A 14,356-nucleotide genomic window follows, 5' to 3' on the forward strand; every position below is an offset into this window, starting at 1 on the left:
GAGGGGGGGCTGGCGCGGCCGGCGGCCCGCGCGGTGGCCGGCGGCCGCGGGGTCGGCGCCGCCGCGGCCGCCGTGCCCAGCCCCCACAGGGCCCGGCCCCAGCAGTCCTCCAGCCCGGGATCGTCCAGCCAGCGGCCGTCGGTGTCGCGCCGGTTGCGGACGGTGCCGTCGGGGGCCTGCGCGGCCAGGACGAAGTCGAGGTAGCGCTCCATCAGCCGGACCAGGTCGATCCCGGGCGAGGGTTCGCGGGCGAGGACGACCAGCCCGCGCGCGACGTCGTCCACGCAGTAGCCGTGCTCCCGGCGGGGCACCGAACCGAGGGCGTGCTCGAACAGGCCGATGTCGTCGGTGAGGCGGATCAGGTGGTCGAACGAGACCGCGACGGTCACCGGGCCGCCGACACGGGCGCGCTCGACAGCCGGCTCCCGCGGCGGGCGACCAGCCCGGCGGCCAGCTGCCGGTACCGGCCGGCGACCGCGGGCCACAGCAGGTCCGGGGCCTTGACGGCGGCGGCACCGGCGAGACCGGTCCGCACCGCCTTGTCGGTGATGATGCTGCGGACCGCGGCGGCGATCGCCGCCGGGTCCCGGTGCGGCACGACCAGGCCGCTGCCGTCGCCGAGGAGTTCGACCGCGTGCGGGAAGCAGGTGGCGACGATCGGCCGCAGCGCGGCGACCGCCTCGATGAGGACGCCGGAGGTCACCTGGTCGACCGAGTCGTAGGGCAGCAGCACGACGTCGGCCCGGCGGACGAGTGCCGCGAGCGACACCGCGTCGAGGTAACGGTCGTCGAAGCTGACGGAGCCGGTCAGCCCCAGGTCACGGACCTGGGCAGCCAGCCTGACCCGGTAGGCCTCGCCCTCCCGGGCGAGGACCTTCGGATGGGTCTGGCCCGCGATGACGTAGCGCGGGGCGGGATCGAGGTCGGCGAGATCCGCCATGGCGGCGATGCCCCACTCGATGCCCTTACCCGGTCCGAGCAGCCCCCAGGTGAGGATGGTCGGCCGGTCGGCGCGCGCCGCCTGGGCCGCTCGACCGTCCGCCGCGCCGTGCGGGATGACCACCACGCGCAGCGGATGGACCCGATAGCCCTCGACGAGTCGGACCCGCGCGGTCTCGGTCATCACGACCACCGCGTCCGCCGAGGCGACGAGAGCTTCCAGGACGTGGCGCTGATGGGGTGTCGGGGTCACCAGCACGGTGTGCAGGACGACGATCACCGGCACGTCGAGGGCGTCGAGCACCTCGAGCACCTCGTCGCCGTCCGGACCTCCGTAGACGCCGTACTCGTGCTGCACCACGGCGACGTCGAAGCCGTTGAGCAGTCGGGCCGCCTCGCGCGGTCCGCCCGGCGTGCCGGCGGCGAGAGCTCCGACCACGGCCGACCGGCCGGGTGGACCGGACCTGCCGGGCGATCGGGCCGCCGGGGCCCCCGGCGCGGCGAGGACGGGGGTGTCCACCAGCCGCACCACCCCACTGGACGCACCGGGCGCCGAACTGTTCAGTTCGTCGTACAGGGCAGCCGTGAACGTCGCGAGACCGCACTGGGTCGGTGGATAGGTGCTGAGAAAGCCAAAGCGCAGGGGCACGAGGGCCGCCTTCCGGTCGACGCCGGCACCGCGCCGGCGAGCGTGCCCGCGGGTTCGCGGGCGACTGGCCAGGCGACGGTCCCGGCGCGAGACACCGTCACCTCGGCCCACGTCACGGGCGAAGACCTGGTCGCGGGACTCGGCGGTGCCGGTCAGCATGGGGCATCGTGGGTGCGGCAGGGATGCGGCGCGCCGCCACCCGCAGGACGTCGGCGCCCGCCGACGGGATCGTGACGGCGCCGGCCGGCCGGATCACACCGCGCCGAGCATCCTCGTCGGAGGCCGTGATCGTCGTCCTGACATGATCTTCAGCATGGCCTTCGGGTCCTCCCGGGCTTGAGCCGTGTGGAGGAGTGCCGGCCGCCAGCGGGGCCCACAACGACTGATGATCGAACCGCCGGTCGGATATCCGTAGGTTCAGGCGTCCCTGGGTTCAGGTATCCCCAGGTTCACGCATCCGTCGCGCCAGAGGTTGGCACTCAACCCTGTTGAGTGCTAACCCACTTATAGTCTTCGGTAACCTCGAAAGCAACTCGGGGTACCACCGCTCCCCCGCCGCTGCCGGGTGTGGCCTCCCTCCCGCGGCCGCGTGCCGAAGCACGACATGCCGACGCCTCGCCGGCGTCGACCAGATCATCCGCATCGTCCCGGACGAAGTTCCGCTGGGCCGGAATCGGCACGGTCACCTGGGACTTTCTGTTTGTCAGGGTTGCTGGTCATCCCCGTTCGCGGGACACCGCCATGCGACACCGGACACCGTTCCGGACCGCTCGCATCCGCGAGACGATGCCGGTAAACAACCAGGTGCGACCACGCCCCGTGGGGCTGGGCCGACCACGGGCCACGGCCGACCGGGGCAGGAGCACCGGCGAGCGGGCGGCGCCGGGTCGCGCGGTGCCGACCGGGTTCTCAGCCGGCGACGTCCCAGCCGATGGGACCACGCACGCGAGCCGGAGGATGCACCGTGACGCTCAGCCGACAGGTGGAGGCCACCGAACCTGCCGTTCCCGCCGTTCCCGCCGCTGCCGGGACCGCGTCGCCGACCTGGTCACCGCAGGTCAGCGCCGCGACGCGCACCTTGTTGGAGATCCTGCTCGGGACGGCGCCACCGGTGCGCGTCGAGCTGTGGGACGGTTCGTCCTTCGGCCCCGACACGGCCACGCGGGTCGTCGTGCGCTCCCCCGAGGCGGTCCGGCGGGTGCTGTTCCGGCCCGGCGAGCTGGGCCTGGCCCGGGCCTTCGTCGCCGGTGACCTCGACGTCGACGGCGACATCTTCGACGGGCTCGCGATCCGCGGCGCGCTGTCGAACCTGCCGCGCCGGCTCGACACCGCCGCCGGCGCCGCGGCCCTCGCCGTGCTGCGCGAGCTCGGCGGCCGCCCGCCGGTGCCGCCACCCGAGGAGGCCCGGCTGCACGGCCGCCGGCACAGCCAGGACCGCGACGCGGCCGCGATCTCCCACCACTACGACGTGTCCAACGCCTTCTACCGGATGCTGCTGGGCCCGACGATGACCTACTCGTGCGGGGTGTGGGCGTCGCCCGACGCCGGCCTCGACACAGCCCAGCGGGACAAACACGAGCTGGTCTGCCGCAAGCTCGGCCTGCGTCCCGGTGAGCGGCTGCTCGACGTCGGCTGTGGTTGGGGCAGCATGCTCATCCACGCCGCCCAGCACTTCGGCGTGCGCGGCGTGGGAGTGACGATCTCGGTGGAGCAGGCGGCGGAGGCCCGCCGCCGCATCGCCGCGGCGGGGCTCGCCGACCGGATCGAGATCCGACTGCAGGACTACCGGGAGATCCCCGACGGCCCGTTCGACGCGATCAGTTCCGTGGGAATGGTCGAGCACGTCGGCCGGGCGAAGCTGCCTTCCTACTTCGACAGCCTGTACCGGCTGCTGCGCCCGGGCGGCCGGCTGCTCAACCACGGCATCTCCAGCCCCGGTGATCCCGCCGGCGCCTACCGCCACCGGCCGCACCTCGGCCCGGTGCCGCTGCCGGCCGGGCGGGACTTCCTGCGCCGCTACGTCTTCCCCGACGGTGAGCTGCACGAGATCGGCCTGATGACCACGCTGACGCAGGCCGCCGGCTTCGAGGTCCGCCACGTCGAGAACCTGCGCGAGCACTATGCGCTGACGCTGCGCGCGTGGGTGCGCCGGCTGGAGGACAACTGGCAGGTGGCCGTCGACGAGGTGGGTGCCGGCCGGGCGCGGGTGTGGCGGCTGTACATGGCGGGCTCGGCGCTCAGCTTCGAGGCGGGCCAGACGCAGATCCACCAGACCCTCGCCGTGCGCCCCGACGCCGGCCGCTCCGGCCAGCCGCTGCGGCCCCGCTACGAGTCGCCGGCCGCCCCGCCGCACGCGCCGTCCGCCGGCTGAGCCGCACCGTGAGGTCGACGGGCAGTCATCCGGCCACCCGGGCTGGCGGCCCGTCGGCCAGGGCGTTGACGACGGCGACGAGGGTCTCCCCCGGGGCGAACGCGCCGGCGGCCACCAGGCTGAACAGCCCGTGCAGCAGCTTGCCCTCATACACGGCGTCGAGGGCGAGGCCGTGGCGGTCGTGGAAGTCGGCGAGGAACCGGGTCAGCTCCGGGGTCGTCCGGGCATAACCGCCGGCGTGGAAGTCGTGGGTGAGGGTCCAGTTGCCGGAGTTCACCCCGAACGCCGCCTGTTGCAGCCGCGCGACGTCGGCGTCGAGGAACGCGGCGCCCCGCAGCACCGTGACGCCGAGTGCCCGCCGGCCCGGGGCGAGCCCGGCGGCGAGGCCGGCGAGGGTCCCGCCTGTGCCGCAGGAGCAGCAGAGCACGTCGAAGTCCTGGTCGAGCTCGGCGGGCAGCCCGGCGCAGCCGCGCACGCCGAGGGTGTTGCTGCCGCCCTCGGGCAGCAGGTGGAACGGGCCGAACTCGGCGGTCAGCCCGGCCAGCACCGCCGCCCCGGTCCCGGCCCGCACGGCCCGGTAGGAGGCGCGGTCCAGGTAGGTCAGGCGCATACCGGCATCGGCGGCGAAGCGCAGCACCGGGTTGAGCGGGCGGTGCTCCTCGCCCCGGATGACCCCGACGGTGCGCAGCCCGAGCAGGCTGCCGGCCGCGGCCAGCGCGCGGACGTGGTTCGAGTACGCGCCGCCGAACGTCAGCACGGTGTGCTGGCCGAGCTGGCGGGCCCGCGCCAGGTTGGGGCCGAGCTTGCGCCACTTGTTGCCGGGGATGTCGGGATGGATCAGGTCGTCCCGCTTGAGCAGCAGTCGCACGCCCCGCGCGGCGAGCCGGTCGTCCACCGTCTCGACCAGCGGGGAGGGCAACCGCCCGACCGCCCCCGCCAGCGAGACATCACCGGCCCGAGCGCACATGTCTGCACGGTAGCGGGACGGTGCCGGTGCCGGCCCGCGCCCGGACCAGCGCACGGTTCAGGCGACGGCGACGGCGACGGCGGTCGTTCAGGCGAGTGGCAGGGCGACGCCCCGTTCGGAGGCGGGGCGGACGCCGTGGATGCGCCGATCGGTCGCGGCAATGCGAAGATCGTTGATGCTGGCCTCGCGGCGGCTCATGAGCCCGGCCGGGGTGAACTCCCACAACTCGTTGCCGTAGCTGCGCCAGTGCTGACCGTCCCGGTCCCGACATTCGTACTGAAAGCGCACCGCGATCCGGTTGCCGTGAAACGCCCACAGCTCCTTGCGCAGCGCGTAGTCCAGCTCACGCGCCCATTTCTCCCGCAGGAACGCCGTGATCGCCGGGCGGCCGGTGACGAACTGATCGCGGTTGCGCCATACCGAGTCCTCCGTGTAGGCGAGCGCGACCTTCTCCGGGTCGCGCCCGTTCCAGGCGTCCTCGGCGGCCTGCACCTTTTCCAGGGCGGTCCGCTCATCGAACGGGGGGAAGGGTGGTCGCACGCTCACGCGGTCTCCTCTCGAGGAGGGACACCATAAACCCGCCGGTACCAGGGCCGCGGTGCCCACATCCCGCACCGTGTCGCCCTGGCCACCGCCCGGCCCGCGCAGGGACGCCGGCTAGTGCAGCGAGGGGAAGGTGCGGTCCGCCTTCTCGCCGGGTTCGAGGAGGTTCACGGCGGGGCCGACGATGAGCGGGTCGGGGGTGCCGACGACGTCGGGGTCCTTGCCGGTGTACTCCAGCTCGTGCAGGACGTGGCGCATGGCCTCGAGCCGCGCGCGCTTCTTGTCGTTGCTCTTCACCACCGTCCACGGCGCCTCGACCGTGTCGGTGTAGAAGAACATCGCCTCCTTGGCGTCGGTGTAGTCCTCCCAGCGGTCGAGGGAGGCGAGGTCCATGGGGCTGAGCTTCCACTGCCGCACCGGGTCGATCTGGCGGACGATGAACCGGGTCTGCTGCTCGTGCTGGGACACCGAGAACCACAGCTTGAACACGGTGATGCCGCTGCGGGTCCACATCCGCTCCAGCTCCGGCGCCTGGCGCAGGAACTCGCGGTACTCCTCCGGCGAGCAGAAGCCCATCACCCGCTCGACGCCGGCCCGGTTGTACCAGGACCGGTCGAACATGACGATCTCGCCGGCGGCGGGCAGGTGCTGGATGTACCGCTGGAAGTACCAGGAGTCCTTCTCCCGCGGTGAGGGCTTCTCCAGCGCCACCACCCTGGCCCCGCGGGGGTTCAGGTGTTCGGTGAACCGCTTGATCGTGCCGCCCTTGCCGGCGGCGTCGCGGCCCTCGAAGGCGAGCACGACGCGCTGGCCGGTCTCCTTGACCCAGTACTGCATCTTCAGCAGCTCGATCTGGAGCAGCCGCTTCTCCCGCTCGTAGTCGGCGCGGGCCAGACGGGTGTCGTACGGGTAGCTCTCCCGCCAGGTGTCGACGGGGGTTCCGTCCGGGCGCAGCAGCGTGGCCTCGTCGTCGTCCTCGTCGAGGACGCGCAGCCCGGCGAGCTGCTCGTCCTTCACTCCGACGCGCTCGGCGAGCCCGGCCGCGCCAAGCCAACGGCCCCAGCCGTCGGCGCCACGCACCAGCGACTCGGCCCTGCTGTCAGCACCTTCGGGAATCACCCGTTCGACGTGGGTCACACCGACATCCCTCCGCTCGGACAACGCACCGCGGCCGGGGCAGTGTTCCCCGTCCGCGCCCCGGGTCGAGCCCTGACCGGTCAACCGTATGGAAGGCGGCAGACCGGTGGTCGACGCCGCGGGAAACGGGAGATGACGGGACGCTCCGAGGCCGGTCGCGGCGGCTGGAACCGGCCGGACCGATGTTTGGCCGCACGCGTTCCAGTGCATTTCTCCTCTTGGCAACATAACAGGCTAAAGGGTGATGAAAGTGGTCCTCACCCCATTACTGGTACACACGCGTGGTAGACAGATCATCAACGGACAGCGAGCCCGGTCGCGCGGGGGTGAGCGCGACAGCAGCCACGCGGGACAATCGGACTGCCTCCTCGGTCCGCCACTGGCGGCCCGGCCGGACGCCCCGACCCGCCGACATCGCACCACCCGCCCGCAGGCGGTGAGGCCCGGAGAAAAGGAAGCGTTGTGCTGACCCCCCTGACCTCGGACGATCCGCGTCGGATCGGCCCTTTCCGACTGGCGAACCGCATCGGCGCCGGCGGCATGGGCGTGGTGTACCTCGGGTTCGGCGAGGACGGCAAGCCGGCCGCCGTGAAGGTGCCCTCGGTCGGCCTGTCCGACAACCCGGAGTTCCGATCCCGGTTCCAGCAGGAGGTCGCCGCCGCGCGCCGGGTGCGGGGAACCTCGGTCGCGGCCGTCCTCGACGCCGACCTCACCGGCGAGCGCCAGTGGATGGCCACCGAGTTCGTCGAGGGCCGCAGCCTCAACGACGCCGTCGCCACCCGCGGCGCCCTCGACGACCGCCTCGTCCACGGCCTCGCGATCGGCCTCGCCGACGCGCTCGTCGACATCCACGCGGCCGGCGTGGTGCACCGCGATCTCAAGCCGGCGAACATCCTGCTGGCCTGGGACGGGCCGAAGGTCATCGACTTCGGCATCGCCCGCGCCGCGGACAGCACCAGCCACACCCGCACCGGCATGCTCATCGGCACCCTGATCTGGATGGCGCCCGAGCAGCTTCGCGGCGACCGGGCCGGCCCACCGGCGGACATCTTCGCCTGGGGCGCCTGCGTGGCGTTCGGAGCGACCGGACATCCGCCGTTTCGGGGTGAGCGCGCCGAGGCGATCGGCATGCAGATACTCACCGCCGAACCGGACCTCGACGGCGTGCCCGCCGATCTGGCCGGCCTCGTCCGCGCGGCGCTCGACAAGGAACCGGCGCGCCGGCCCACCGCCACCGACCTGCTCACCCACCTGGTCGGCCGGGACGCGGGCGCCGCGGCCGGCGCCGACCAGGCCAGTGAGACCGCGCTGGCCCGGGTCTGGTCGCTGCCCCCCACTCCCCCGGGCGGCGCCCCGCCGCTGCGCGGCCAGCCGGGTGCCGGGCCCTACACCGCCGGTCGCCGGCCCGCCTCCACCGGCCCCGGCGGACCGGTGGACCCCACGGTCCGCGACGCGCGGGCGGCCTACGACGATCCTCGTCGCGGCGCGCCCGCATCCGCCCCCGACGGGTACGGCGGCCAGAGCCGTACGGGTCGGGGTGGCTACACGGGTCAGAGTGGCTATGACGATCAGGGTTACGACACGTCGAGGTATGGCGGCTCCGGGTACGACGAGCGCCCTTCCGGGCCGGGTGCGGGTTACCCGGAGCAGCATCGGGCCCCCGGCTACGGTGGCGGCCGGCGGGATGCCCCGCCCGGTGCGCGCCCCGGCGCGGATGGCCGGCGCGGGCTGGTCGTCGCGGCGGTCGTCGCGGCCGTTCTGCTGCTCGGCGGTGTCGCGGTGGCCCTGGCGCTGAGCAAGGGCGGCGGGGACGGCCGCGGCGGCGGCGCCACGGCGGCGCCCGGATCGGCGACGGCGAGTGTCACGGCAGGTCCGACATCGGCGGGCGGGGGGCCGATCGCGACGGGCCCGGCCAGCGCATCACCGAGCGTGTCACCCACGAGTCCGAGTCCGAGTCCGAGCGCGAGCGCCAGCCCGACCCAGACCACTCTGTCGGCCAGCGACGCGCAGGCCATGGTGACCAGCAGGGGCTACACCGCCGACATGAGCACCTACCAGGAGGACCGCCGCCTCAACGTGGTGATCGGCACCGGTACGCCGAACGGCGACACCCCGACACAGCTCGCCTTCGTCTTCGCCGACGGCCAGTTCCGCGGAACCGACACCAAGGACCCGAGCGCGCACGTCACCGTGTTCAAGCAGCGCGACGACCATAACATCACGCTGCGCTACGACACCTACAACCCGGGAGACCCGGCCGGCTCGCCCTCGGGTCACGCCGACGTCCGTTTCCGCTGGACCGGGTCGAACTTCACGACGCTCGACCCGATTCCGTCGAACGACCCGAACGCTTCCGGCAGCCGTCGATAGTCACCGAACGGGGTAGCTCGACGCGCCTACCCGCGCGGCCAGCCGCGTGCGGAACGGCCGACGCGTTACCGTCTTGGGGAACGTGCCCGGCGTGGCGGCCATGGTGCACCTCGAACCCGGCCGCCTGGACCGCGCGGCGGCGCGGTCGGCACACCACAGATCCGAGGGAGTGACCATTTCGGCGCAGGTCGGGCGGTCCCGGTCGCGTACCGCGGCGCGGCGCCGCGCGCGCGGACGCCGCCGCCCGCTCCCCGGTCAGCCCGCGGCGCGTGGCGGAATGCCGCGATGCTGACGCCGCTGGTGGACGACGACCCGCGCAGAGTCGGTCCGTTCGCCATCCACAACCGCATCGGCGCGGGTGGGATGGGCACGGTCTACCTGGGCTTCAACGCCGAGGGCCGGGCGGCCGCGGTCAAGGTGCCCGATGCCCGCTTCGCCGACGACCCCGAGTTCCGGGAGCGCTTCCGCCGCGAGGTCGCGGCCGCCCGCCGGGTGCACGGCCGGGCGGTCGCCGCGGTGCTCGACGCCGACCCGGAGGCCGCCTCCCCCTGGCTCGCGACCGAGTACGTCGAGGGCACCAGCCTCGCCGACGCGGTTCTGCGGCACGGGCGGATGGAGGAGCGCCTCCTGCACGGCTTCGGCGTGGGCCTGGCCGATGCCCTGATGGCCATCCACGCCGTCGGCGTCGTGCACCGTGATCTCAAACCGTCGAACATCCTGCTCGCCTGGGACGGCCCGAAGGTCATCGACTTCGGCATCGCCCGCGCCATGGGGGACCCCAGCCACACCCGCACCGGCATCCTCATCGGCACGCTCGCGTGGATGGCGCCCGAGCAGCTTCGCGGCGAGCGCGCCGGGCCACCCGCCGACGTGTTCGCGTGGGGTGCCTGCGTGACGTACGCGGCCACCGGGCAGCCCCCGTTCGCCTCCGAGGAGTCCGACGTCCTGACCCGGATGCGCGAGGATCGGCCGCCGGACATCGCCGGGGTGCCGGCTGTTCTCCTTCCGCTGGTGCGCGCCGCGCTCGCCCGGCGTCCGGAGGACCGCCCGAGCGCCGCGGACCTCGTCCGCCGGCTCGTCTCGAATCCGCAGGTGCGCACCCCGGCGGACGCCGACCGGGCTGCGGCCCAGGCCCTCACCCCCTGGCAGGCCCAGCCGCCGCTGACCGACGCTCCCACCGCCAAGGCGCTGGACCCCGACCGGCCCGACCAGCCCACCCACCCGCTCGCCCTGCGACCGACGCCGCCACCGGGCGGCGACCGCTCCGGCGGCACCATGCCCGTGCCGCGCTGGCCCGCCCCGGCGGCCGGCGGCACCGATGCCCGCGCGGCCACCGGCGGCCCGGCGCTGCTTCTCGACACCGCCGACCGCACCGATCCGCGCATGGCGCGGACCCGACTGCCCGCCGGCCCTCCCGACGGAACCGTCCGCGTGGGCGTCGAGGCGGTCGCCGTGGGCCATGGCGGCGGTCCCGGCGGCCGGAACAGTGCCGGCCCCGCCGCTTCCGGGCCAGGGCAGGCGCCGCGACGCACCGGAGCCGACTCGCCGCTGGCGCGGTGGCGGCGGCCGGCCCCGCTGGCCGGGGGCGCGCTGCTGGTCGCCCTGCTGGTCGGGATCGTCGTGGTGCTCCTGACCACCGGCGGCGGCGATCCGTCGGTGGAACCGAATCCCGTGCCGACACTCGACCATCCCTCCCCGGGCCCCGACCGCCCGCAGCCGCGGGCCGACGACAGGCGGACCGGACCTTCGCAGGACACGGCGCCCAGCCCGCCGACGCCGCGGCGCAGCGGCGGGCTGGGCGCCGGCGGGAGCCAGCAGCCGAACGTCACCGGCCAACCGACGACCACCGCGGTCGGCACGCCACCGCCCGACGAGCCGAGCACGTCCCCCACCGCACGGCCGACGCCGACGTCCGGTGCGTCGCCGTCCGGCGCGCCGACCCCGACGCCGAGCGGAACCGCCGGCGCGTCGCCGACGGGCTGCCCGACGACCGGCGCGAACGTCCCGGCGACGGCCGCCCCGCCCCCCTGTTAGCGGCTGGTCCACGGTTCTTCGGCCGGATCGTCCTCCCGACGGCCGATCAGGGCGCGGCGCCGGGTTCCGCGGGCTGGTGGCGGGATGCCTGCAGTCGGTGCAACGTGTGGCACGCCGGCATCGCGAACAGGGTCACGGCCTGCAGCACCTGCGGTCCGAGATATTCCATGGGAGACGTCCAGCGCACCGCGATCATGCCGAAGAACTCACCCCCGCCGCTGAGCGGCACGACCAGGGCCGAGCGAATGTTCAGCTGGAGCGCCCGCCCGGCGGGGATGAGCGGCGTGCGGGCGACGTCCGGGATGAAGGTCGGGGCCCGCAGCCTGGGCAGGGCGCGCAACGCCGCCTCGTCGTCGAGGTTGGCGCGGATCCCGATCTCGGTCACGGGTTCGACATCCGGGGCCACCGAGAAACCGGCCGCCCGGAACACCGTCGAGCCCGGAATCGGCGCGAGCATCACCGCCACAGCGTCCGCGCCGGTGAGGGAACGGACGACCGTCGCGGTCATGTCCGCGGCGGCCGGCAGGTCGCCGGGATGCCAGAAACCGTCGAGGGTGTGCAGCGCTCCGCTGATCTCCCGCGTCATAAGCCGTTCCTGACGCGCTTCGAGCAGCCGCATCGCGTGACCCGCGAGGCTGTGCAGCCCCTGACGCTGGGCGTCGGTCAGTCGGCGGGGCAGGGGGTCGGCGACACACAGCGCGCCGAGCACCTGGCCGCCGGGTGTGCGCAGCGGCGCCGCCGCGATGCAGCGCACCGGGTCCACCGTGCCGGCCCGGGCCAGGTGGGTGAGGCGCGGGTCCCGCGTCGCGTCGGGAACGTGGAGGAACTGTCCCGACGACACCGTGTGGGTGGCTGCTCCCGGCTGACCGGTGCCGTCGACGGAGCTCGGGCCGCCGTACCGGGCCTTGCACCACTCCCGATCGCCGTCGACGAACACCAGGCGGGCCTCGCCGCAGTGGGTGGTCTGGGCGGCGAGGGCGGTCAGCTCGTCGAACTCCGGTTCCGGGCACGTGTCGAGCACGCGGTACCGGCGCAGGACCGCCAGGCGGGTGTGCTCGTCGGCCGGTGTCGCCGCGGCTGGCGCGCCCGGGTCGAATCGGCCGGATGCCGGGTCCGGTTCGGGCACCGGGTCGGACCTGTCCGGCGTGGGCCGCCGGGAGCCGGCCGAGGCGCTGGCAGCGCGGTCGGCCGCTGCCGGTGCCCCATCACCGCGAGGTTCCCGCGGTGATGGGGCGCGGGTGAGCAGCGGGGTGACGTCGCGCGCCGGCATCGCGGGCGCGAGGGAGTTGCCCTGCAGGAGGTCGCAGCCGATCTCGGTGAGCATGCGCTCGCTGCGCTCGTCCTCGACCCCCTCGCCGACGACGCGAAGGCCGAGGCGATGCCCGAGGTCGACGACGGACCGCACGATCGCGAGGTCCGGCAGGCTGGCCCGGGCATCGGCGACGAAGCCCCTGTCGATCTTGATCTCGTCCAGGGTGAGCACCTTGAGGATCTCCATGGTGTTGAAGCCCGTGCCGAAATCGTCCATGGACAGTCCCACCCCCGCCGAGCGGAGCTGGCCGAGCATGGCGCAGGCCTGCGCCAGGTGCGGGATGAGCGCGTTCTCGGTGATCTCGAGGGTCAGCACACCTGGCGGCACGTCATGGGCATCGAGGCGGTCAGCGACCAGCCGCGGCAACTCGTCGAGGACGAGCATGCGCGGCGACAGGTTCGCGGACACGGTGACCTCGATGCCCTCGGCGCGCCAGCGGCCGCACTGGCGCAGCGTCTCGTCGAGCGTCCACAGCGTCAGGTCCGTTATCAGCGAGGTGCGTTCGGCCATCGGGAGGAAGGAGCCCGGAAGCAGCAGCCCGCGGGCGGGGTGCCGCCAGCGCACGAGCGCTTCGACCGCCACCGTCCGCCCGGTCAGCACCGCCCGCATGGGCTGGTAGTGCATCTCCAGTTCGTTGCCGCTGATCGCGCGACGCAGCTGCGCGTGCAGGGCGAACTCGCCGGGCCGCACGCGGTCCACCTCGGTCGTCGACACCGCGGCCCGCTCGCCCGTTCGCCGGGCCTCCGCCAGCGCCGCGGCGGCGCGGGACAGAAGTTCGCTGATCCGGCCGCCCGTGGGTGCGGCGGCCAGTCCTGCCACCGCCTCGACCTCGATATCCGTGCCGCGCAGGCGCAGGCGTCCGTCGAGCTGGGCGACGACCGCCCGGCCGAGAGCAGCGAGCGCCGGGTCAGCCTGCCCCGGCCGCGCCGGGCCGTTGCCCGCGGAGGATGGCCCCGCCAACACCAGCGCGAACTCGTCGCCGCCGAGCCGGGCGACGAGGTGCGGCGCCGGTTCGACCCGGCGGAGCCTGCGGGCGAACCAGCTGAGCACGTCGTCGCCGGCCTCGTAGCCGAACGCGAGGTTTAGCTCGCGGAACGAGACGAGGTCCAGGACCATGAGCACGACCTGCTGCCCGGCCCCGACGATCTCGCGACAGACCGCGTCGCCGGCCCGCACCAGGTCGGCGTGCGTCGCCAGGCCGGTGAGGACATCGGCGGGCTGCCGCCGCCGGCGCATGCGGGGGGAACGGCGATCACCGGTCGTTGTCCCCGCACGCATAGCCCACGCCCCCACCGGGTCCCGGTCGGCGGACGTCCAGGCGATGAACGCCGCCACGGCGTTTCACGGCATCGGACCATCCGATACCGGGGGGTGCGGTGGAACACGTCAGTTCTCAGGTGGCGCACCCCTCGGAGTGGCAGTACCCCGGCAGAGCCCAGAAGAGGCCCGCGGCGGGGTACGCGACGCAGAATCCAGCGACCGACCGCGGCGAACCCGTTGTTCTGGGTGACAGCTCGCAGACAGGGGCGGCCCGACAGGGCCGCCGCGTTTCGGACGTATCCCTCTCGACTGGCGACTGTTCGAGCCGGTACCCGCGGCCGGGGTCACGCGCCGGTCGGACTGGCTCCGTCACTGGTCGGCTGTGGCACCAGCCGGCCGCCGCCGCACGCGGTTCCGTCGTCGCTGTTCTCGCAGGTCCGCGTCGGCCTCGGCGTGGGCCGCGTGGTAGGACGGGCCGTCCGGGTCGGCTTGACGGTCGGCTTCGTGGTCGGCTTCTCGGTCGGTTTCTCCGTCGGCGGATCGGCTGTCGGGGCGGGCGTCGGCGTCGACGGTGCGCCCGGTGGCGTGCGGGTGGTCACCGGCGGGGGCGGCGTCCCGGCGGGGGGCCGGGCCGAGGCACTCGGCGCGGGGGCCCCGGCGGCGCCTGGCCGCGCCGGCGCCGCCCTGCCGCCGGCCGCCGGCGGTTCCGGTTCGCCGCGCGGCCCGGTCGGCGCCCCCGGGACCGCCCGGCCCCCCCCCGCCCCCCCCCCCGGG

General features: G+C 74.2%; 8 protein-coding genes and 2 pseudogenes. 4 read left to right on the forward strand and 6 right to left on the reverse strand.

Translation table 11 applies throughout. The features are described 5' to 3' along the window. Window positions 1-389: pseudogene (locus MXD60_RS18385) on the reverse strand (glycosyltransferase); the annotation flags it as partial. Continuing rightward, window positions 386-1,747, reverse strand: coding sequence for a glycosyltransferase (locus MXD60_RS18390; protein ID WP_248820550.1), 1,362 nt, complete (start codon window positions 1,745-1,747; stop codon window positions 386-388). The gene MXD60_RS18390 and the pseudogene MXD60_RS18385, both read right to left, overlap by 4 nt. An 805-nt stretch (window positions 1,748-2,552) precedes the next feature. On the opposite strand from MXD60_RS18390, the gene MXD60_RS18395 reads away from it, so the two are divergent. Then, the gene (locus tag MXD60_RS18395; protein WP_518468212.1) at window positions 2,553-3,959 is read left to right on the forward strand and encodes a class I SAM-dependent methyltransferase; all 1,407 of its coding nucleotides are present in this window, start codon (window positions 2,553-2,555) and stop codon (window positions 3,957-3,959) included. Between the two features lie 25 nt (window positions 3,960-3,984). Here the strand turns inward: MXD60_RS18395 and MXD60_RS18400 are convergent, their stop codons facing one another. From MXD60_RS18400 to ppk2, 3 genes are all read right to left on the reverse strand, one after another. Further along, on the reverse strand, window positions 3,985-4,926 hold the full coding sequence (locus MXD60_RS18400; RefSeq protein WP_248820551.1) for a 1-aminocyclopropane-1-carboxylate deaminase/D-cysteine desulfhydrase: 942 nt from the start codon (window positions 4,924-4,926) through the stop codon (window positions 3,985-3,987). A gap of 87 nt (window positions 4,927-5,013) precedes the next feature. Then, a complete protein-coding gene (locus MXD60_RS18405) occupies window positions 5,014-5,472 on the reverse strand; it encodes a nuclear transport factor 2 family protein (protein WP_248820552.1) in 459 nt (152 codons plus the stop codon). 111 nt (window positions 5,473-5,583) lie between these two features. Beyond that, window positions 5,584-6,606 (reverse strand): polyphosphate kinase 2, encoded by a 1,023-nt coding sequence (ppk2, locus tag MXD60_RS18410; RefSeq protein WP_248820553.1) that lies wholly within the window; start codon window positions 6,604-6,606, stop codon window positions 5,584-5,586. A 462-nt stretch (window positions 6,607-7,068) separates the two neighbouring features. Here ppk2 and MXD60_RS18415 point away from each other — a divergent pair, with 462 nt between their 5' ends. After that, window positions 7,069-8,976 carry a protein kinase domain-containing protein gene (locus MXD60_RS18415; RefSeq protein WP_248820554.1) on the forward strand — a complete coding sequence of 636 codons (1,908 nt, stop codon included), beginning with the start codon at window positions 7,069-7,071 and terminating at the stop codon, window positions 8,974-8,976. 285 nt (window positions 8,977-9,261) lie between these two features. Continuing rightward, a complete protein-coding gene (locus MXD60_RS18420) occupies window positions 9,262-11,010 on the forward strand; it encodes a serine/threonine-protein kinase (protein WP_248820555.1) in 1,749 nt (582 codons plus the stop codon). Window positions 11,011-11,056: 46 nt separating this feature from the next. Here MXD60_RS18420 and MXD60_RS18425 read toward each other — a convergent pair whose 3' ends face one another. Further along, entirely contained in the window at window positions 11,057-13,558 is a 2,502-nt protein-coding gene (locus tag MXD60_RS18425) for an EAL domain-containing protein (RefSeq protein WP_248820556.1), read from the reverse strand. A 528-nt stretch (window positions 13,559-14,086) separates the two neighbouring features. Between MXD60_RS18425 and MXD60_RS18430 the strand changes: the two are divergent. After that, window positions 14,087-14,356, forward strand: a pseudogene (locus tag MXD60_RS18430) (hypothetical protein); the annotation flags it as partial.

Origin of the sequence: Frankia sp. AgB32 (genome assembly GCF_023243045.1) — a bacterium.
In the GTDB taxonomy this organism is placed as follows: Bacteria; Actinomycetota; Actinomycetes; order Frankiales; family Frankiaceae; genus Frankia.

Excerpts from the sequence above, each read along its gene's own strand:
- MXD60_RS18390 (WP_248820550.1), bottom strand. The coding sequence starts at position 1,747 with ATGCTGACCGGCACCGCCGAGTCCCGCGACCAGGTCTTCGCCCGTGAC.
- MXD60_RS18400 (WP_248820551.1), bottom strand. The coding sequence starts at position 4,926 with ATGTGCGCTCGGGCCGGTGATGTCTCGCTGGCGGGGGCGGTCGGGCGG.
- MXD60_RS18420 (WP_248820555.1), top strand. The coding sequence starts at position 9,262 with ATGCTGACGCCGCTGGTGGACGACGACCCGCGCAGAGTCGGTCCGTTC.
- MXD60_RS18425 (WP_248820556.1), bottom strand. The coding sequence starts at position 13,558 with ATGCGCCGGCGGCGGCAGCCCGCCGATGTCCTCACCGGCCTGGCGACG.